We start from the raw sequence: 20,635 nt of genomic DNA, 5'->3' as shown, positions 1-20,635 counted from the left end.
GAATTGCGTGCCCTGGTGGTGGAATTGGTAGACACAAGGGATTTAAAATCCCTCGACGTTCGCGTTGTGCCGGTTCAAGTCCGGCCCGGGGCACCATCTATTTGGTTGTTACTTCTCTAGGTAGCATTCAAAAGAGTTGTTCTCTCAAAACACTATTGAAGGCGCCTTGGCAGAGTGGCTATGCAGCGGATTGCAAATCCGTGGACCTCGGTTCGACTCCGGGAGGCGCCTCCACATTCAAAGTCGAAAGGCCAGCAGATATGCTGGAATTTTTGCTATCTGAAATTCCATTTCTTCACGCTTTCCTAATTTCTTACGCCGTCCATTCATTGAATTTCACTTCCGGCTAGATGACTCTATGCTGATCGCTCTGTTTTACGGATTTCTACGTTATCAAGGCACTTTATTACACAGGTTTAATAAGTTGAACCAAACGTATTTCTGAGAAAGTCGTATGAAGAAAACTGTTTTTAGCTAAGTAAGACAGCCCAAGTTAATCGAGTGTGCAATTTGTAAATGGAATCGATGGGTAGGGGGGCGGTTGTGTTTCTGTGCTCCAGTTCTTCACATTTATACACAGTTGCTCATGAACCTGTAACGCTTTCATGAGTTATTACACTTCTTATGACTACAAATGAAAATGATTGTCATTTACTTACGTTGTTGCTAGTCTATTGTGAAATATTACAACAAGCATGCTTGTGTGTGAAATTGCCTATAAAACGCCTCTAAACCTTATCAAATCTATGGTTATTCGTTTGCTATGGCTTAAAATTAGCCACTTCTACCTCTTTTGTTCTACCCCTTTTGGGTAGTTCGATTTCGTAATTGATTTACATCATATTTTCATTTTCTTTCATAATTCATTATTCGCTCAGTTAAGAAATATATAACCTTCAGGAATTCTTATGAGCAAGATGAAGCTAGTCGTAATCGGTAACGGGATGGTCGGTCATCGCTATATCGAAGATTTAGTCGAGAAGACAGATGTTGCTAACATGGACATTACGGTGTTCTGTGAAGAGCCTCGCGTAGCCTATGACCGTGTACACCTTTCTTCTTATTTTTCACACCATACTGCGGACGAACTTTCTTTAGTTAAAGAAGGCTTCTACGAGAAACACGGCATCAACATGCTAATCGGCGAACGTGCTATTAACGTTAACCGTGAAAAGAAAACAGTTTACTCAAGCACTGGTCGTGAAATTCAATACGACAAACTTATCCTTGCTACCGGTTCATTCCCATTCGTTCCACCAATCAAAGGTAACGAAGGTAAAGACTGCTTTGTTTACCGCACAATCGAAGATTTGAAAGCAATCGAAGCAACGGCTAAGAACTCAAAGTCTGGTGTGGTTGTTGGTGGCGGTCTGCTTGGTCTTGAAGCGGCAGGCGCACTAAAAGCACTTGGCGTAACCACGCACGTTGTTGAGTTTGCTCCAAAGCTAATGGCTGAGCAGCTTGATCAAGCGGGTGGTAACCAACTTCGTCAAAAAATCGAACGCATGGGCGTTAACGTACATACAAGTAAGAACACGCTTGAGATCGCTCCTGAAGGCACTGAAGCTCGTAACGTAATGCGCTTTGCAGACGGTACTGAGCTAGAAACTGATTTCATCGTATTCTCTGCCGGTATTCGCCCTCAAGACAAACTTGCTCGTCAAATGGGGCTGGGTATTGCGCCTCGTGGCGGTATTGAGATTAACGACCACTGTCAAACGACAGACAAAGACATCTACGCAATCGGTGAGTGTGCCTCTTGGAACCAAACGTTCTACGGCCTAGTGGCTCCTGGTTACAAAATGGCGACAGTCGCAGTTGACCACATTGCTGGCAACGAAAGCACATTTGAAGGTGCTGACATGTCTGCGAAGCTTAAGCTTCTAGGCGTGAAAGTAGGCTCTATCGGTGATGCGAACGGTCGTACTCCTGGCTGTAAGAGCTACGTTTACCAAAACGAAGAGCAAGAAGTTTACAAGCGTCTAATCGTTTCTGAAGACAACAAGAAGCTGCTTGGTGCAGTAATGGTTGGTGACACGTCTGATTACGGCGATCTTCTACAGCTTATGCTTAACGAAATCGATCTGCCAGAACACCCAGATGCGTTGATTCTTCCTGCACACGCTGGGGCTGAAAAGCCAACACTTGGCGCAGACTCTCTTCCTGAATCTGCAGTTATCTGTTCTTGTTTCGATGTAACGAAAGGCAAGATCGCTCAAGCGGTTGCTGAAGGTCATCACACCATCGGTGATATCAAAGCAGTAACGGGTGCTGGCACTGGTTGTGGTGGTTGTATTCCATTAGTTACTTCAGTACTTAATGCTGAACTTGCTAAAGCAGGGGTAGAAGTTAAGAACGATGTGTGTGAGCACTTTGCTTACTCTCGCCAAGAGCTTTTCCACCTAATTCGCATCGAAGAAATCAAAACGTTCGATGAGCTACTAGAGAAATACGGTAAAGGCTACGGCTGTGAAGTATGTAAGCCTCTAGCAGGTTCTATCCTTGCTTCTTGCTGGGGTGAACACATCCTTAAGCCTGAGCTAGTGAAGTTGCACGATACCAACGATAACTTCTTAGGTAACATGCAAAAAGACGGTACTTACTCTGTTATCCCTCGTATGGCGGGTGGTGAAGTAACGCCTCAAGCGCTAAGCGTTCTGGCTGATGTTGCGGCTGAATATAACCTTTACACTAAGATCACTGGTGCACAACGTATCGGCCTGTTCGGTGCTCAAAAGGATGACTTACCAGCAATCTGGAAAAAGTTAATCGCTGCAGGTTACGAAACGGGTCAAGCTTACGCAAAAGCACTTCGTATGGCTAAGACATGTGTTGGTTCTACTTGGTGTCGTTACGGCGTTCAAGATTCAGTTGGTCTTGGCGTGATGATCGAGAACCGTTACAAAGGCATCCGTACGCCTCATAAGATGAAGTTTGGTGTGTCTGGTTGTACTCGTGAGTGTGCTGAAGCTCAAGGTAAAGACTTAGGTATTATTGCGACTGATGCAGGTTGGAACATGTATGTTTGTGGTAATGGTGGTATGAAGCCTCGTCACGCAGACCTGCTAGCAAGCGACCTAGACCAAGAAACGCTGATCAAATACATCGACCGTTTCATGATGTTCTACATCCGCACGGCTGCTCCGCTACAACGTACTTCGGTATGGATGGATAACCTAGAAGGTGGTGTGGATTACCTACGTGATGTCATCATCGACAATAAGCTTGGTATTAACGACCAACTTGAAGCTGACATCGCTGGCCTTGTTGACAACTTTGCTTGTGAGTGGACAGACACTATCAACGATGAAGCTCAACTTAAGCGCTTCGCTCACTTCATCAACGCTGATGACCGTGATGAAAACGTTGTGTTTGTTGATGACGGCCGTGAACAACACCGTCCTGCGACATTCACAGAGAAACACCCTGAAGCGAAGGGCGATATCCTTCATGTTGAACTGGTTTAATTGGGAGACGACATCATGGCATTTACCAAAGTTTGTAAGATCGAAGACATTATCCCAGGTACAGGTGTTTGTGCATTGGTTGGTGGTGAGCAAGTGGCTGTCTTCCGCCCGACTAAGGCTGAAGAAGTATTCGCGATTAGTAATACAGACCCTTACTTTCAATCTAACGTGTTATCACGTGGCTTGATTGTTGAGCACAAAGAAGAGCTTTGGGTGGCAAGCCCACTTAAAAAGCAACGCTTTAACCTAGCAACAGGTGTGTGCATGGAAGACGAGAACTTCAACGTGAAAGCGTACAAAGCTCGTGTTACCAAAGGTGCTGTAGAAATCTCTGCTTAATCTTTGGATGAGTAAGATTTGATAGTTCAAGGGTTCTAGTTCTCGATATTGCCTTAACTCGGCAACTAGAGCCTTTTCCTATCCAATTTTAACTTTTAATTTTACTTTTTTAAGGACAACATTATGTCTCCTGATTACAAACCAGCTGAATTCGTTCAAACGATGATCGATGTGGGTGAAGCGAAAACTAAAACAAGTACTCGCGATCTTCTGATTCGAAGCACTATGGCTGGTATCATCCTTTCTTTAGCGGTTGTTGTTGCGATTACAGCAATGGTACAAACAGGCATTGGCCTTGTTGGCGCACTAGTGTTCCCGGTTGGTTTCGTAATTCTAAGTGTTATGGGTTACGACCTAGTAACTGGCGTTTTCGGCCTTGCTCCTTTAGCTAAATTCGACAACCGCCCAGGCATCACTTGGGGCCGTATCCTACGTTGTTGGGGTATTGTTGGTCTTGGTAACCTTATCGGTTCTTTGATTGTTGCTTTCCTAGTTGCCGTGTCATTAACAGGTAACTTCTCTCTAGAGCCAAACGCTGTTGCTCAAAAATTCATTGCTGTTTCTACAGGCCGTAGCTTAGGTTTTGAAAACATGGGCATGGACGGATGGATCACGTGTTTCGTACGCGGTATCTTCTGTAACCTAATGGTATGTCTAGGTGTGATTGGTAACATGACAGCGCGTACTGTGTCTGGCCGTGTAGCAATGATGTGGTTCCCAATCTTCATCTTCTTCGCACTAGTATTTGAGCACACAGTAGTAAACATGTTCCTATTCCCACTAGGTATGATTCTTGGCGCTGACTTCGGTATCGCAACATGGTTGAACTTCAACCTTATCCCAACAATCCTAGGTAACATCGTTGGTGGTCTACTAATGACATGTGTTCCTCTATACCTTACTCACGCTAAAACAGCTCCTTCTCTAGGCGCTAAGTAATTCTGAATACGGTGAAACGTAATTTAGTATGAGATTGAAAGCCCCAACGAAATGTTTGGGGCTTTTTTAGTTCAAATGCCTTAAGCATCACCAAGGTGTTGATTCTTATTGAGTAATACCAATCACAGCAAGTAGGTGATCAGAAATAGCGCAGGAAAAAGGCTTGAGAACGAGACAGAATTTTTCGATAAGTAGTTATCCTACAATCAAAAATTCTAACGAAGTTATCGAGCGTTTTAACCAGCTAGGATGAACAGTTATTTACTACGATTGGTATCTAATACCTGCAATAGATCGTTTTGTTATAATTACTTCTATCTTCGTTAGTATTTAAACTGAATATTTATATCAACACCTGATAGTCTAAGGGTTAAGGATTTGGATAAGTCATCATGAATACAGTGACTTATCACATAGATTGAAGCTTGAGATAAAACAAGCAAACCTTCGGAGCACAGCATGTCAGAAGTATCGTCATCGAATGTTAAAGAAGTAAACAAAGGATTTGTTTCATTGGTAGGTGCAGGTCCAGGCGACCCAGACTTACTTACGCTAAAAGCGGCACGAGTGATTCAACAAGCAGACGTCTTGGTATATGACCGCTTGGTATCAAAAGATATCTTGGCGATGGCTAACCCAGACGCAGAAATGCTGTATGTGGGTAAAAAGCTTGATCATCACTGTGTACCTCAAGATCAGATCAACCAATTATTGGTCACTAAAGCCCAAGAGAATAAGCATGTAGTACGCCTGAAAGGTGGTGACTCGTTTATCTTTGGACGTGGCGGGGAAGAGTGTGAAACTCTGGCCGAGAATGATGTGAAATTTGAAGTCATTCCGGGTATCACTGCAGCGGCTGGTGCTACGGCTTATGCGGGTATCCCGTTGACTCACCGTGACCACGCGCAGAGCGTCCAGTTTATTACCGGCCACTTAAAGAAAGATGGCGAAGATATCGACTGGCAATCTCTTGCTCAACATAATCACACGATCGTGTTCTACATGGGTTTAAAAGAGAGTCCGAATATTCAGAAAAACTTGCTTGATAATGGTATGCGAGCAGACATGCCTGTAGCGATTATCGAAAACGGTACGCGCCAAGAACAGAAGGTGTATCGTGGTGGATTGAGTGACTTAGCTAACCTTGCGGCTGTCGCTAAAAGTCCGGCTTTGATCGTTGTTGGCAGCGTGGCTCAGCTTCATGAAAAACTCGATTGGTTTAACAAGTAACTAGGTCACGCTTTATCGATTTGTATAGAGTTAAATACTGCAGCGGCTACTTTGTCGCTGCATTTCTTGTTGGCGCATTGGCATTTCATCGATGATGTTGGTGATTTTCTGCCAGTCCGTCTTACCATTCCATCTGTGCTTTTCTTTTCCGTCTTTACCAATTAATACCGCGGTGTGTGACCCTTTAGGGATCTCATAAACGCTGGTTACTGCCTCCAAGTTAAACTCTTCTTCTAACCAAGCGGGTACGGTGTAGCCACTCTCTGCTATCACCATAATAACCACATCACGTTCATCCAATTGGCAGTTGTTTATCAAGACTTCGTTGAGAAACTCTTTGACGACAGTATCTTCTTCAGGCGCAAAATAAATGACGCTGCGATGTGGTAGTGGCTTTGAGTGAGAATACGCAGGATAGGCAAGGACCGAATGAATGGTGAGGCTAAAAATCAATACAGTACTAACAGTCACTAGCTTGAGCATAGTTAACAAACTACTTGAGGGGTTGAGAGCGACTTTTGCTATGTTGCCGATGCTTCCGTGCGATTTATGTTGTTGTCGTTGTAGCATAGCCAACCTCCCTTCAGTAGCTTGTTAGCTTTACTTGTATCTCTAATTGCTAGCCCTTGTGAGATGGTCATCAAGGACAAAGACGAGCGTCCAATCTGGTAGACACCTATTAAGCATAGTTAGGATTACATTAAACATGCTTAGATTTACGTTAACTATAACCAACAGGTTCATTTTTATTGGATAAAGCGACTCGCATTTTAGGGTTGAATAGAATAGGGTATACCGAAAATCTAAAGGTATGAATTTATGGAAAACATAGCAATTCTGGTCGACGTTCAAAACGTTTACTACACGACGCGAGACAAATACCGTTCTAACTTTGACTATAACCAGTTTTGGTATGTTGCTACGGAAGGTCGTCATGTTGTTGCAGCTCATGCGTACGCCATTTCTAGTCAAGATCCCAAGCAGCGTCAGTTCCACCATATTCTTCGCGGTGTGGGTTTTGATGTGAAATTGAAGCCATTTATTCAGCGGCGTGATGGCAGTGCAAAAGGAGACTGGGATGTGGGTATTGCCCTAGATGCTATAGAACTGGCTGAAACGGTTGATACGATCGTTCTGGTATCTGGAGACGGTGATTTTGAAATCCTCGTAGAACGAATCAAGGAACGTTTTGGTAAGCCTGTCGAGGTGTACGGTGTTCCGGGATTAACTGCTCAAAACCTTATCGATTCTGCCTCAAAATTTGTACCGATTGAAAAAGATTTCCTTCTATAACGGGAAACGCGCACTTTATAATTGAAATCAATAATAACGATAATTAGAATGCAAACTATTATTGTTTATTGGTTTGTATGATGTCGCGCGTTTTAGTTGTTGATGATGATATTCAGTTGTGTGAATTATTGGGTGAAGTTTTAGAAAATGAGGGGTATCACGTTGATACCGTTCATTGTGGCGAGGCTGCGCTAGAGTTTATCCAATCCAACCCTGTTGATTTAGTGTTACTTGATGTGATGCTGCCAAACCTTAGCGGAATTCAAGTTGCAAGACGCATCTGCCAGCGTTTTGCTACACCTATCTTGATGTTAACGGCACTCAATGACGATGCATCGATGCTCGATGGTTATCAAGCGGGTGCCGATCAATACATCGCCAAACCTTTCAATGTTCCTGAGCTACTGACTCGTATTAAGGTTATCTTACGTCGAGTTGGATTTGAGCGTCAGAGGCAGTCTCTAGCTTCATCTAACCACGGTTTGTGTGAACAGATCTCCCGTTTACCCCTCACGGGCACAGAAAAAGATCTGCTTGATTATCTGATCAAGAACGACGGCATTGTTGTTTCCAAGTCAGATCTGCAAATACATGTGTTAAAGAAAGAGTTGTGTCCCTTTGATCGCAATCTAGATATGCACATCAGCAATATCCGCCGAAAATTGGTGCAGGCGGGTCTGTCGAAACAGCACATTAAAACCGTTCGTGGTAAAGGCTACAGTTACCTAGAGTCGGTTGGAGCATGAGTTCCACACTAATACGTTGCCCGGATTTCATCGCTAAGCGTAAAGACGGGTTAACCTTTCAGCTGTTCAGCTATCTGACAGTGATTCTTGTGAGTATTTTGATCTTGCAAGGTGTGGCGGAAAGAGCGTTAATGAAGGCGCTCCTTAAGGTGCCAGAATCCGTCAAAGAAGAGATGCTCGACCTTGCTTATCAAGCCAATGTGTTGATCGAGGAAGGTGACATGGATGAACTCGCTGATTGGGGGAACGCCCAACGGTATTATTTGTTCGTTATTGACGAGAATAACCGCCCAATTACACACCGACACATGCATCCACACTTCGAATTTAAATTGAAGTTTCTGCGTACCTTAGATCACCAACTGAGTGACCGTGTGAGTAAGCCTATTTTTGGTTTGCCATTGGATAACGGGAGTACGTTGGTTATTCAACTTCCTCACCAGTTTCACCCTGCAAAATCCTTTGCGCCGTATTCCTACATGTTGAAAGCCGTGATCGCTTTAGTCGTATTGTCGCTGTTCTCGATCATTATGGCTAAAAGTCTGCAACAACCCCTCGACCGTTTAAGAGAGGCCAGCAGAAGATTAGCAGAAGGCGACTTCACGGTGAGTGTTGTCTCTGAATTAGATTCAACGACACGTGAATTTAACGAACTTGCCCATGATTTTGATCACATGACATTTGAGATTAAATCTTTAGCCGAAAAGCAGCGCCGCTTGATACGAGATGTCTCTCACGAGCTCAGAACACCTTTAGCAAGGCAAAACCTCGCTCTGCATTTATTGCGTAACAAGGTAGATGACAAGAGTGCTGGGCTGCTCGATCGTATGGAAAGTGAAACCGAAGAGATGAATAAGCTAGTGGGCGAGATCCTCGAGTTTAGCCGCTTAGAAACCTCTCGTTACGATTCCAAGCTTAGCTTGATGCAGTTAGAACAATATTGCTCAATGCTTATTGCGCAAATGCAAAACGATTTGAAACCTAACCAAACCTTAGTTGGAGATTTAGAAACACCAACGTCTATGGTCAATATAGATGAACGGTTGCTTTTGAGAGTGATAGGGAATTTGGTTGGCAATGCAATTAAGTATGCAGGTGAGCATGCTCATATTTCGGTAACGACGTATGAAATGACTATTGATCAACGTTACAGTGTCATTTCTGTAGAAGATGATGGAGAAGGCATCCCTGATAACAAAATTGCAGGTATCTTTGACCCGTTTACTCGTATTGAATCAGCAAGAGACAAACGGTCTGGTGGTTACGGTCTGGGCCTTGCCATCGTGAAAGAGGCAATGGTTGTGATGAATGGTCATGTGACTGCGGAGAATAGAGAAAGTGGGGGACTCAGAGTGAATCTTATGTTCCCAATTAGTGAGTCCGCTAATTAATCTTACCGCTCTGGTTATGGTACTTCTTTAAATCCATAAAAAACGCCACAGCAAATGCTGTGGCGTTTTTTGTGTTTGTAGCTAAAGCGTAGCCATTAATTACGCTTTAGCTTGAAGCAAGGCTGTTAGATTACGCTTCTTGGCGTGATAGCTTAACTTCTTCTTCTTTCTCACCTGCTGCAGGGTCGTTGAAGCGAGACTCATCAAGAGCGCCTTCAGACTTAGCAACGATGATAGATACGGCACTATCACCTGTGATGTTTACAGCGGTACGGATCATGTCTAGAAGACGGTCAACACCCATGATTAGAGCGATACCTTCAAGCGGTAGACCGACTTGGTTCAATACCATCGCTAGCATCACTAGACCAACACCAGGAACACCTGCAGTACCTACAGACGCCAGCGTCGCTGTTAGGATAACCATCAGGTAATCACCCATAGTAAGGTCGATGTTGTAGGCTTGTGCGATAAACGCAGTCGCAACACCTTGCATGATTGCAGTACCGTCCATGTTCACTGTCGCACCTAGTGGTACAGTGAATGAAGCGACTTTGTTGTCTACACCCATACGGTTCTTCGCAGTTTCCATTGTTACAGGAATCGTTGCATTCGAAGATGCTGTTGAGAATGCAAACATAATTGCATCTTCCATCTTGCGTAGGAACGTAATAGGGCTAAGGCCAGTGAAGCCTTTAAGCATCGCGCTGTAAGTCACCAAACCGTGTAGTAGAAGAGTACCTGCAAGCACTAAGAAGTATTCTGCTAGGTTCCAAATTGCACCTAAGCCTAAGCCAGAGAACAGTTTCGCCATCAAGAAGAACACGCCGTAAGGAGCAAGGTTCATCAGCAAAGCAACAAGCTTCATGATAACTTCGTTTAGGTCTGCAAATACAGCGGCAATGCGCTCACCTGGTTTACCAGCAGCACTAATCGCGATACCGAATAACACAGCAAACACGATAACTTGTAGTGTTTTGCCCTCAGCCATCGCCTGAATAGGGTTGGTTGGGAACATGTCGATGATTACTTGGCCAAGAGAAGGGGCATCCGCTGATTTAAAAGAACTCGCAGCAGTCAGATCCGCACCAGCACCAGGTTGGAACAGGTTACCGATCGTCAATGCTAGAGTGATAGCAACGGCTGTAGTACCGATATAAAGTGCAAGCGTTTTGCCACCCATACGGCCAAGAGTTGATAAGTCTTTAAGGGAACTTGTACCACACACTAGCGAAACGAAGACTAGAGGGACAACAAGCATTTTTAAACTGGCGACAAAAATTTGTCCGCCTACTTCAAAGAGTCCGTTAACGATGTAGTTGTTAACAAATCCACTTTCTGCAAAAAGGGATTGAATGGCAAATCCCGTTAATATACCTACGACCATACCAAGAATTACACGGCCAGTCAGAGACATAGGTTTTTTGGTATTCATTTAGAACACTCCTTATTATTTATAACTTTGATACCTTTTCAAAGTGAGCAGGAGATTAGCAGTCGGTTGATCAAATCGAAAAACAAAAAATGAGTTTGGAATTATAGATGTGATCAAAATCACTGATAATTGTGTAAATTAAACAAATTCAAATAAAATAATTCACTGTTGGTTAACATTTATCGAGGGTTTTATACATAAAAATGCGGAATCAAAGCTAATAAATAAGAGAAGATAAATTTTTTATCGTTTTTGGCTTGTTAGATTGAGTGAGTAAATAACGCTGTTTCAAAATTTTTGATTGTCGAGATAAGGACAAGACAAGAATCACTTCTAAGTATCTGTATTAAAGCAGGTTCTGTTACATCGAATGAATAACGCTTACCAAGGCCTTTACAAAACTTTACGAATGCAAAGAATGTAAATTTAATGCAAATGGTAATAGTTATCACTTATATTCTCTCGCGAAAAGATTCAGTGGTACCGGCAACGGTTCAGCGAGCACATCAAATAATTAACCATAGTGCTCGTACAAAAAGAATAAAAGCGGAGTAAAGGACATGTTTTCAAAGAGCCCATTGGCTTTAGTGATCGGCGCAGTATTAGCTTCACCAGCAGTATTGGCAGAAACAGTAAAAACAGACGAGCACATGGTTGTTGAAGGTCGTGACTACGGTTACAAAGCCGACACGAACACAACAGCAATGCGCATGGAGGCGACTCAATTAGAGACTCCGGGACAAGTTTCAGTAATCGATGAGCAAATCATCGATGAACAGCGTGCTAGCACACTAGGTGAAGTTCTTAAGAACGACGCTTCTGTAGGTGCCGGTTCAAAATCAACGAACCGTGAGCGTTTCACTCTTCGTGGTTTTGATTTAGACAGTAGCTCTGGCTACTTACGTGACGGTGTTCAACATTGGTCACATTACCGTCAACCAGTTGAGCTATTAGAGCGTGTTGAAGTACTTAAAGGCCCTGCAGGTCTACTTTACGGTAAATCAGCGCCAGGTGGCCTTGTTAACATGGTTTCTAAGAAGCCTGCATACGAGACTCAAGTAAACGTAAGCCAAGATATCGGTTCTGATAGCTACACGCGTACTACCGCTGATGTAAGTGGTTCACTAAACGATGACCAAACCTTACGTGCTCGTCTTATTGTTTCGCAAGAAAACCAAGACTCTTACCGCACACGTTTTGATGGCACAGATGTAGAAACCGACCGTTTTGTTGGTGGTCTATTTGTTGATTACGATATTAACGAAGACATCATGTTGTCAGTTCATTACGACCGCACAATCGAAGAGGGCGATTTAGACAATGGTTCTAAAATCGACACTTCTACAGGCAAGGCTATCGACCCTAACACGGTTAATGATCAACGTTTCGCTCAAACAGATAACGACGTTGCTAACTACGGCGCTTCGATAACTGTTAATTTAAACGAAACTTGGTCTGTTAAAACAGGTATTAGCCGTCAGTTCTACGAGCGTCAGCGTACAGAATCGAACAATACTGTATACAGCGATAAAAACGGCGGTTACGGCTACAAAGTATCAGATCGTCACGACGAGTGGACGTTTGACACGGCTTACGTAGATTTTACTGGTGATTTCGATGCACTAGGTGTAAACCACCGACTACTTGTTGGTGTTAATGGCCTTCATTACGACTACGAACGTTTATACGACTCTGGTTACACTTGTGTTAATGCAACTGAAGCCGAAGCAGAAGCTGCATGTGGCAATGGTTTTGATATGCCTTCTAACGTTAGCTACAAGAACGACAATGAAGTATCTCACTCTGAAAGCCAACACTACGGTCTATATGTTCAAGACTTAGTAACACTTAACGACCAGTGGCAAGTTCTTGGTGGCGTTCGTTTCGCATACGACAAAACGACGAGCAGTTCTAATCAAGAAGAGAGCTACAACAACATTCTTCCAAAGTTTGGTGTAATTTACTCTCCGGCTTCAAATGGTTCAATTTACGCAGTTTACTCTGAAAGTTTCGAGCCTGTTGGTGAAATCACAGATCAAGATGACGTGAACTTTGGTCAGTCTCAAGATGCTAAGAAAGGCACACTTTACGAGCTAGGTTCTAAGTGGGAACTGTTTGATGAGCGTTTGTTTGTATCAGGAGCATTGTTCCAGATCACTCAATCGAACATGCAAGTGACAGAAGACCTAGACCCAGCAAGTAATAACGGCAAAGAAACACGTACAACTCAAGTTGGTGAACAAGTTCATACTGGTGTTGAATTGGCTGCAACTGGTTACGTGACGGAAGCATTCTCTGTAAGTGCATCTACAATGTTCCTAGATGCTGAGTACCAGAATGACCCTGCTCTAGAAGGCAAAACACCTGCTGATGTACCAGAATTTACTGCGAGCATTTGGTCTACTTACTCGTTCAATAACGGTACTGACGTAAACCTTGGTGTTTACCACGTAGGTGAGCGTTACACTGAAGATTCAAACACCTTCAAAAAAGACGCATACACTCGTGTAGATATGGGTATCGCACATACAATGAAGTATGACGAGAACCTAGATTTCGTCGCACGCTTCAATGTAGAGAACCTGTTTGATACTGACTACCTTGAAGGTGGCAGCACGAGCAACGTTGTTGTTGGCGAAGGCCGCAACTACATGGCGACTTTACAGGTAAAATACTAATTTGTTAGTAGGGTACTATTGGTAGCTTAAATGCTAAGGGGGAAGTTTCGGCTTTCCCCTTTCGTGATTCTACTATTTAGCAAAAATATCCCTAGTAATGCGAGTGACTTTTAATGATAATGAGACTGCTTATCAATAAAATTCATTTAAACTTCTTCTATAGTAAATGACTACAATTATGAATCTTTTAAAATCTAGCCTAGCGCTTGCCATCAGTTTGGTTGCAACGTCTTCTATGGCCAATAGCTTGGATCAAGCTCAATCAATTCAAAACAAGACCAATAACGCGTCGGCTTCGAGCCAAAAGGTTATTGATAAAAGCTCACAAGCGACTTTAATGCTGCAAGCTGAGATTGAGCGTCTGCAAGAAGAAGTTAAAAACCTAGAAATCTATCACGATCACCTTGCTGCATTAGTTGAGAGCCAAAACAAAGAAGCTCAAAGCATTGAAGAGCAGATCGAAGAAATCAAATACACACGCCAAGGTGTCGTGCCTTTGATGTATCAAATGATCGATGGCTTGCAACAGTTGGTAGAAAAAGACGTACCGATTAAGAAAGAGCAGCGTCTAGAGAGAGTTGAAAAGCTTCAATCAATGATGACTCGTGCAGACGTAAGTGATGCTGAGAAATACCGTCGTATCCTAGAGGCATACCAAATCGAGATGGACTACGGCATTAAGTTGGGTGTTTACCAAGGTCGTGTCGCATTGGCGAGTGATAAAACAATCGAGGCAGATGTTCTGCACCTAGGTCGTATCTCTTTGGTTGCTCGTAATCTAAATGGCAGCCAATACTGGGCTTGGAATCAAACAGAAGCTCAATGGCAAGAAGTTGATTCTTCGATGAAGTCTGAGCTCGATAAAGCTTACGATATTGCTAGCCAACAAGCGGCTCCAAGCTTGATTACTTTACCTGTTTCTTTAACTGTTGCGGAGGTTAAGTAATGAACTTAAAACCATTAGCAGCATTGCTTTGTATCACGTCTATTTCCTTTTCTGCTTTCTCTGCATCAGACACGACGGCTCTGCTCGTTAACAAAGCAAAATCAGAGAGTCGAACTCAAGCTTCTCACAACGTAGTTCGTGAAGCTGATTTCAAAAAGACAGAACAAGAACTGAAAGCGATCAAAGCGCAACTTGAAGCGAAACGTACGTCTATCCAAGGTGCGACAGATGTTCTGACTCAAACCTTCAGTGATAACGAAAATAAGTTGGCTCGCTTAGAAGAAAAACTGCGCTTAGAAACAGGTAGCCTTGGTGAGCTGTTCGGTGTCGTTCGTCAAAACGCAAAAGAACTCGGCGCAGAGCTTAGCTCAACAGTAAACAGCGTTGATCGCGCTGATCATACAGCGACCGTTGAACAAATTATCGATGCGAAATCACTGCCATCAATGCCACAACTCTCTGGTTTGTGGATGAGCATGGTTGAGCAGATTCAAGCGAGTTCTGAGCTGAGCAAATCTCAAATTGCATTCATTAATGGTGAAGGCAATACAAACAAGGTTGATGCTTACCGCCTAGGCTCGATTGGCCTAGTGACAGATCAAGGTTACGTTAGCTGGAACACTCAGCGTGAAGACGCAATCGCATACCTTAAACAGCCAGAAAATGGTCCAACGCTAACATCACTTTCTTCACTGGCAAATGGTGAAGTAGCAAATGTTGTTGTCGATCCTTCACGTGGATTCATGTTGGAGCAGTTGGCGCTAACACCTAGCCTATCTGATCGCCTTCAAGCGGGTGGTGTAGTTGGTAAAGTGATTCTTGGCTTGCTTGCAATTGGCTTAATCATCGCATTAGTTCGTGGCGTTTCACTAGCTATCGCTCGCCAGAAAATTCGTGCGCAACTTAAGAATCCTGAGCAAGCTGGCGATAACCCACTAGGCCGTGTTCTTGCCGTGTACAACAAAGAACAAAACCAAACGGTTGAAGCCTTAGAACTACGTCTTTTAGAAGCGGTTGTTGATGAGCAGACTCACTTAGAGAAAGGTCTATCAATGCTTAAGTTATTGGCAGCGCTAGCACCAATGTTAGGTCTTCTAGGTACAGTAACGGGTATGATCGAAACGTTCCAGGTAATCACACAGTTTGGTAATGGCGACCCGAAAGTAATGGCGGGTGGTATTTCTATGGCGCTTGTAACAACCGTACTTGGTCTTGTCGCTGCAATGCCTCTTTTACTGGCACACAACATTCTTAGCACTCAGGCTGAAAATATTCGCAATATTCTTGAGAAACAAGGTATTGGTCTTGTTGCGGAGCAGGCGGAAAAAACGGTTGAATCAAAAGCTGTGGTTTCACCAGTTGGGACTGCTGCGTAATGGATATTTTGTCGGGTTCTCTATTACCAGCGAGTTGGTTAACGAGTGACTGGCTGCTGTCTTTATCAAGCTTTATGGAGCAGGGCGGTTTCGTCTTGTGGTGGCTAGCGGCTGTTGTCCTAGTGTATTGGGTGCTTGTGGTAGAGCGCGTGTTATATCTCGCGTTCTACTTTCCAAAGCAGCGCCAAGCTTGGATTACTAAGTGGCATGAAAGAGAAGAGCATTCTTCTTGGCATGCCAAAGCCATTCGTGAAGGTTGGTTAGGGCAAGCAAGTATTTTACTTAACCAGAACTTGAATTTTATTAAGCTGTTAGTCGCTATTTGTCCTATGTTGGGTTTGTTAGGTACCGTCACCGGTATGATCTCTGTTTTTGATGTGATGGCGACTCAAGGAAGCAGTGACCCTAAATTGATGGCTTCAGGTATCTCGTTGGCAACACTGCCAACCATGGCGGGTATGGTTGCTGCATTAGCGGGCATGTTTGTTCATGCTCGTTTAGCGAAAGTGTGTAACCGCTTAGAATTGAAATTAGAAAAATCTTTAAGGAGTCAACGATGAGACTCGGTCGACGTCATTCTAAAAACGAAGAGGCTCAAATAGACCTTACTTCGATGCTTGATATTGTATTTATCATGCTTATTTTCTTTATTGTGACCAGTTCATTTGTTCGTGAATCAGGGGTTGAAGTTAATCGCCCACAAGCGTCTAACGTAGTAAGCCAAAAGGATGCGGGCATCTTTGTTGCGATTACTTCTGCGAATGACATCTTCATAGATAAACGTGTTGTTGATGTTGAACGTGTTCAAGCAACGTTAGAACACTTGTTACTAGAACAACCTGATGCTTCTTTGGTTATTCAAGCGGATGAACACGCTTACAACGGTACGGTTGTTAAAGTGATGGACGCCGCTAAAGGTGCGGGTGTTAAAAACATTGCGCTTGCTGCTGAAAAGCGATGATCTTGGAGGATCTTCATAAATGATTCGCCTATTTCTTGCTTTACCGCTAGCGGGTGCATTGGGCTTAGCTCTGTTTTCTTTTATGGCTTGGATGGTCGATAATGGCCACCAACGTTCACCAGACGATAGCGAGACGTTAAGTTTCAACATGGTAATGGTGGAACAAGAACAAGAAGTCCAAAGAAGACAACGTGCAGTCCCTGAAAAACCAGAAATGCCAGAGCCGCCACCGGAAGCGCAAGCGTCTCAGTCACAAGCTGAAGTTACGCCTCTGAATTCGATGTCTTCACTGCCTTCTTTGGATTTGAATACATCGATTGACGGCCTAGCGATTAACGCTCCGACATTTTCTGACTTCGGGTCAAACCAACAGGCAATGCCTCTGTATCGAGTAGAACCTCGTTACCCAGCGAAAGCGCTGAAGCGTGGCGCTGAAGGCCATGTCATTATGTCTTTTACCATCGACGAAACGGGACGCCCAATTGACATTCAAGTCACTGACGCAAACCCACGTCGTATGTTTGAACGTGAAGCGATGAGAGCACTTAAAAAATGGAAATATCAACCGAAAGTCGTCGATGGAAAAGCGATAGCTCAGGTTGGTCAAACCGTGAAACTAGAGTTTAAGTTGGCAAAATGATGAAACAGATATGGATGTTAGTGGGCTTGTTGTTAATGCCCCTTACAACACAAGCGCAAGAGCTGACCCAATATACTGCTATTCGTGTTCAAAAGGCACATAAGCTTGCTCAAGATGAACAGGTTAAACAGGCCATTGACGTACTTGCAGGCTTGGAGCTATCTAAAGGCTATGACAAAGCGTACGTAGCTCGTATGCTGGGTGTGTTTTACTGGCAAGATGGCAAAACCGATAAGGCAATTAAGCAGCTTACTTACGCCGTAGACACTAATTTGCTGGTCGATGAACAAGCTTGGGTAACCAAGCGTATGCTTGCCGATCTCTTATTAAACGATCAGCAGTTCAAAAACGCGCTTCCACATTACTATGAGTTAGTTAAAACAGCGCCAGAGGCAGAAAAGAAAGACGTGCTTTGGATGCGAATTGCACAAGCGGAATACCAAATCGAAAACTGGTCAAAAGTACTGGTAGCCATTGGTAATCGCGACAAGTTCAATGCAAAACCAGAACTGTCGCCTCTATCGCTAAAACTGGGTGCGCAACTACAGTTAAAGCAATGGAAGCAATCTATTCCAACACTGGAAAGCCTAATTGAACTTCAACCAGAAAAAGACAACTGGTGGCGTCAGCTTGTGGGCATTCAGTTAAGACTAGAGCGCAACCGTGATGCATTGAACACGTTAGCGTTGGCAGATCTTCAAGGTGTGGAGCTGAAAAACTCAGACCGCAGACTACTGGCTCAGCTTTATGCTAAACGCGGTATTCCAGAGCGTGCAGCACAAGAGATCGCAAAGTTAGATGATGCGAACAGCGATGTTCAACTTCTGGCTGAGCAAGCAACATACTGGCAGTTAGCGAAAGAGTGGGACAGTGCTATTGAAGTGTGGACGTTAGCGTCTAAAAAAGACACGCAATATCATTGGAACGTGGCTCAATTACTGGTGCAGCAAGGTTACTACGATCGTGCTCTGGTTGTTTTGGATAAAGTGAAAGACAAGAACAAGCAAGCCGATGTTGCTTTAGCGAAAGTACGCTCATGGTACAAGCTCAAGAATTTTGATAATGCTCTTGCTCAAGCGAAACGTGCGAACAACATTGAGCCATCTTCTGAAGCAAAAGGTTGGATTAAATATCTGACTCAGCTAAGAACAGTCAGTGATAACGGCAACGTTTAACTACTAGTAGCACAACAGAAGACAAGATAAAATAATCAAGAGAAAAGGGTGTCATTTGATGGTTCAAATGACACCCTTTTTTAATGTTTGACGGTTAAGTTTTTTTGATCTTTATCGTTACAGTGCGTCAATTAAGGCTCGCACATCGTGCCTGTAGACGTTGCACTTTGGATTACGCCACTGGTATCAGCAACCCAATTAATGGTGCAGTCACGATAAGGGTTTTTAAAGGCATGCAGCGTATAACCATTGTCTAACGGCTTCTTGGTTTCAATCCAAGCATAATTTCGAGACGCCCAAAAACTGATAGGGCGTGACCGTTCGGTGAGATAACGTTCTTGTACATCGGATATGTCTGAACCGATGTATTGTTGAATATGTTCTTCCGTGCTGGTTATTTGGCTGGTACACGCCGTTGCTAGCGCAGCAAAAACCAAAACAAAAATACGCATTTAAAATCCTTTTAAGCTTCATTAGCTATCATCAAACCAGTGATCAAATAGTCCCAACTTTCAATCCTTAAAGCCACAACTGTTACCTTAAACCCATCTTAATCAAGCATGTTGAGATTGACGTTTTTTGAGCTTTGACCTGTTATCGATAAGCTCTAATAGAACGAATCAAATCCCTTTAGTACACGTTAGCAAGAATATGCATACAGTTCGATTACTTCCGATGTAATGTTATGTAAATTTCCTTACGCCGCTCAGCAAACGTAAACAATGTAAATTGAATGCCAATACGAATGATTATCAACTAAATTGTCGCCATAAAATTTATAGGTATTGGTTTGTATGTCGTTAAAAAGTAGGGCGGTTCAGTCATGGGCTCGTCGACTTCATGTTTATATTTCTATGGCGCTTCTGTTCGTGGTTCTTTTCTTCTCAGTGACAGGTATAACCCTGAACCGACCTGAGTTATTTGAATCAAGCCAACCTAATATCCAACGCTCTACGCTAACGCTTCCTACGAGTTTATTTACGATCCAAGACGGCCGTTTAAAAGCTGACGAGACAGCCTTTGAAAAGTTTCTGTTTGAAGAAGCTAACCTCTCCGGCGTTCCTTCAGGTTTGGACGTCTACGCAGAGATCGAAGAGGGTGAGTTGCTCATCGGTGAAGTGTCTATGGACTTCAAAGGACCGGGCTACAACGCTTCCGTGTTTGTTGACGTTACGTCTGAATTTGTAGAAGTCGAAACCACTAACTACGGCGTTATCGCATTGTTGAACGATCTACATAAAGGTCGTAACAGCGGTGAAGTATGGAAATGGTTTATCGATATCACTGCGCTACTGATGATCTTCTTTGTGCTTACTGGCGTGTGCTTACTGTTACCTAAGAAAAAAACGCTTAATACCTCCATCAAATGGACGGTGTTTGGGTCTGCAATCTCACTTGTTATCTATTTTGTCGCCGTGCCTTAACACTTGATTCGATTGATGAATCAGATTGAAGAACGAGCTTAAGGTTAAACGGGTTTATAAGGTTGTTAAACATGAAAAAAATGAACTGGAGCAAGGCGTTTCTTGCTTTATCTCTTTTGCAAAGCCTAGGTATGGCACAAGCGATTCCTGATACGGCAAAACTGGATGTCAGCTTTGAGCTTCCAAAGATTGATACCTCTATGTATGCACGTCCTTATGTGGCGGTGTGGGTAGAGAACAGCGAACGAAAGTCAGTGAAAACCATCGAGCTTTGGGTCGGTAAAGATGAATGGCTTAAAGATCTGCGTAGCTGGTGGAGAAAGGTTGGCCGTTACGATCGTGAGCTGGTTGATGCTGTGACGTCTGCAACGCGTCCTGCTGGTCAGTACCGTTTCGTTTGGGATGGCAAGAGCGACAGCGGTGAAACGTTAGAACAAGGTGAGTACACGGTTCATATCGAAGTGGTTCGCGAACACGGTGGCCGTAACTACCTTCGTCAAAAAGTATCACTCACAGATTCAAACGCATCTTACGAATTAATAGCAACGGAAGAGACGGGTGAAATCACCCTGAACTACATCGCTAAATAGTAAGT

Annotated in this window: 19 protein-coding genes and 2 tRNA genes; 18 read left to right on the top strand and 3 right to left on the bottom strand. The window is 43.5% G+C overall.

Annotation, left to right across the window (positions count from 1 at the left end; all coding sequences use genetic code 11):
* Positions 1–9 precede the first annotated feature (9 nt).
* From F0251_RS17775 to cobA, 6 genes are all read left to right on the top strand, one after another.
* A tRNA-Leu gene (locus tag F0251_RS17775) sits at positions 10–96 on the top strand.
* A 64-nt stretch (positions 97–160) separates the two neighbouring features.
* A tRNA-Cys gene (locus F0251_RS17770) sits at positions 161–234 on the top strand.
* A 674-nt stretch (positions 235–908) separates the two neighbouring features.
* On the top strand, positions 909–3,467 hold the full coding sequence (gene nirB, locus F0251_RS17765; RefSeq protein ID WP_171731494.1) for a nitrite reductase large subunit NirB: 2,559 nt from the start codon (positions 909–911) through the stop codon (positions 3,465–3,467).
* A 15-nt stretch (positions 3,468–3,482) separates the two neighbouring features.
* Positions 3,483–3,806: a nitrite reductase small subunit NirD gene (nirD, locus tag F0251_RS17760; protein ID WP_048662836.1), complete on the top strand. Its 324-nt coding sequence runs from the start codon at positions 3,483–3,485 to the stop codon at positions 3,804–3,806.
* A gap of 123 nt (positions 3,807–3,929) precedes the next feature.
* Entirely contained in the window at positions 3,930–4,745 is an 816-nt protein-coding gene (locus tag F0251_RS17755) for a formate/nitrite transporter family protein (RefSeq protein ID WP_017062558.1), read from the top strand.
* A 459-nt stretch (positions 4,746–5,204) separates the two neighbouring features.
* Positions 5,205–5,975, top strand: coding sequence for a uroporphyrinogen-III C-methyltransferase (gene cobA / locus F0251_RS17750; protein WP_171731493.1), 771 nt, complete (start codon positions 5,205–5,207; stop codon positions 5,973–5,975).
* 30 nt (positions 5,976–6,005) lie between these two features.
* Here the strand turns inward: cobA and F0251_RS17745 are convergent, their stop codons facing one another.
* A complete protein-coding gene (locus F0251_RS17745; protein WP_171731492.1) occupies positions 6,006–6,545 on the bottom strand; it encodes a DUF4174 domain-containing protein in 540 nt (179 codons plus the stop codon).
* A 249-nt stretch (positions 6,546–6,794) separates the two neighbouring features.
* Here F0251_RS17745 and F0251_RS17740 point away from each other — a divergent pair, with 249 nt between their 5' ends.
* From F0251_RS17740 to F0251_RS17730, 3 genes are all read left to right on the top strand, one after another.
* Entirely contained in the window at positions 6,795–7,268 is a 474-nt protein-coding gene (locus F0251_RS17740) for an NYN domain-containing protein (RefSeq protein ID WP_171731491.1), read from the top strand.
* 80 nt (positions 7,269–7,348) lie between these two features.
* Entirely contained in the window at positions 7,349–8,014 is a 666-nt protein-coding gene (locus F0251_RS17735; RefSeq protein WP_032498470.1) for a response regulator transcription factor, read from the top strand.
* Positions 8,011–9,405: a sensor histidine kinase gene (locus F0251_RS17730; RefSeq protein ID WP_061030886.1), complete on the top strand. Its 1,395-nt coding sequence runs from the start codon at positions 8,011–8,013 to the stop codon at positions 9,403–9,405. The genes F0251_RS17735 and F0251_RS17730 overlap by 4 nt, the downstream gene beginning before the upstream one ends.
* Positions 9,406–9,535: 130 nt before the next feature.
* On the opposite strand, the gene F0251_RS17725 is transcribed toward F0251_RS17730, so the two are convergent.
* Complete coding sequence (locus tag F0251_RS17725) at positions 9,536–10,840, bottom strand: dicarboxylate/amino acid:cation symporter (RefSeq protein WP_008219735.1); 1,305 nt, start codon at positions 10,838–10,840, stop codon at positions 9,536–9,538.
* A gap of 560 nt (positions 10,841–11,400) precedes the next feature.
* Between F0251_RS17725 and F0251_RS17720 the strand changes: the two genes are divergently transcribed.
* The 7 genes from F0251_RS17720 (at position 11,401) to F0251_RS17690 (ending at position 18,616) form a co-directional block, all read left to right on the top strand.
* A complete protein-coding gene (locus tag F0251_RS17720; RefSeq protein WP_019822792.1) occupies positions 11,401–13,518 on the top strand; it encodes a TonB-dependent siderophore receptor in 2,118 nt (705 codons plus the stop codon).
* 178 nt (positions 13,519–13,696) lie between these two features.
* Entirely contained in the window at positions 13,697–14,464 is a 768-nt protein-coding gene (locus tag F0251_RS17715; protein WP_019822790.1) for a DUF3450 domain-containing protein, read from the top strand.
* Positions 14,464–15,840: a MotA/TolQ/ExbB proton channel family protein gene (locus tag F0251_RS17710; RefSeq protein ID WP_019822788.1), complete on the top strand. Its 1,377-nt coding sequence runs from the start codon at positions 14,464–14,466 to the stop codon at positions 15,838–15,840. The genes F0251_RS17715 and F0251_RS17710 overlap by 1 nt, the downstream gene beginning before the upstream one ends.
* Positions 15,840–16,400, top strand: coding sequence for a MotA/TolQ/ExbB proton channel family protein (locus tag F0251_RS17705; RefSeq protein WP_019822786.1), 561 nt, complete (start codon positions 15,840–15,842; stop codon positions 16,398–16,400). The genes F0251_RS17710 and F0251_RS17705 overlap by 1 nt, the downstream gene beginning before the upstream one ends.
* On the top strand, positions 16,397–16,801 hold the full coding sequence (locus tag F0251_RS17700) for a biopolymer transporter ExbD (protein WP_004731145.1): 405 nt from the start codon (positions 16,397–16,399) through the stop codon (positions 16,799–16,801). The genes F0251_RS17705 and F0251_RS17700 overlap by 4 nt, the downstream gene beginning before the upstream one ends.
* 19 nt (positions 16,802–16,820) lie before the next feature.
* Positions 16,821–17,441, top strand: a complete 621-nt coding sequence (locus F0251_RS17695; protein ID WP_019822784.1) for an energy transducer TonB — start codon at positions 16,821–16,823, stop codon at positions 17,439–17,441.
* Positions 17,438–18,616, top strand: coding sequence for a lipopolysaccharide assembly protein LapB (locus F0251_RS17690; RefSeq protein WP_019822782.1), 1,179 nt, complete (start codon positions 17,438–17,440; stop codon positions 18,614–18,616). Before F0251_RS17695 ends, F0251_RS17690 begins: the two co-directional genes overlap by 4 nt.
* A gap of 131 nt (positions 18,617–18,747) precedes the next feature.
* On the opposite strand, the gene F0251_RS17685 is transcribed toward F0251_RS17690, so the two are convergent.
* Entirely contained in the window at positions 18,748–19,068 is a 321-nt protein-coding gene (locus tag F0251_RS17685) for a hypothetical protein (protein ID WP_019822780.1), read from the bottom strand.
* 342 nt (positions 19,069–19,410) lie between these two features.
* Here F0251_RS17685 and F0251_RS17680 point away from each other — a divergent pair, with 342 nt between their 5' ends.
* Entirely contained in the window at positions 19,411–20,040 is a 630-nt protein-coding gene (locus F0251_RS17680; RefSeq protein ID WP_019822778.1) for a PepSY-associated TM helix domain-containing protein, read from the top strand.
* Positions 20,041–20,111: 71 nt separating this feature from the next.
* Complete coding sequence (locus F0251_RS17675) at positions 20,112–20,630, top strand: DUF2271 domain-containing protein (RefSeq protein ID WP_171731490.1); 519 nt, start codon at positions 20,112–20,114, stop codon at positions 20,628–20,630.
* Positions 20,631–20,635: the final 5 nt, after the last annotated feature.

Origin of the sequence: Vibrio sp. 070316B (genome assembly GCF_013114115.1) — a bacterium.
GTDB classification, from domain to species: Bacteria; Pseudomonadota; Gammaproteobacteria; order Enterobacterales; family Vibrionaceae; genus Vibrio; species Vibrio chagasii_B.
This window is presented reverse-complemented; position numbering and strand designations above follow the sequence as displayed.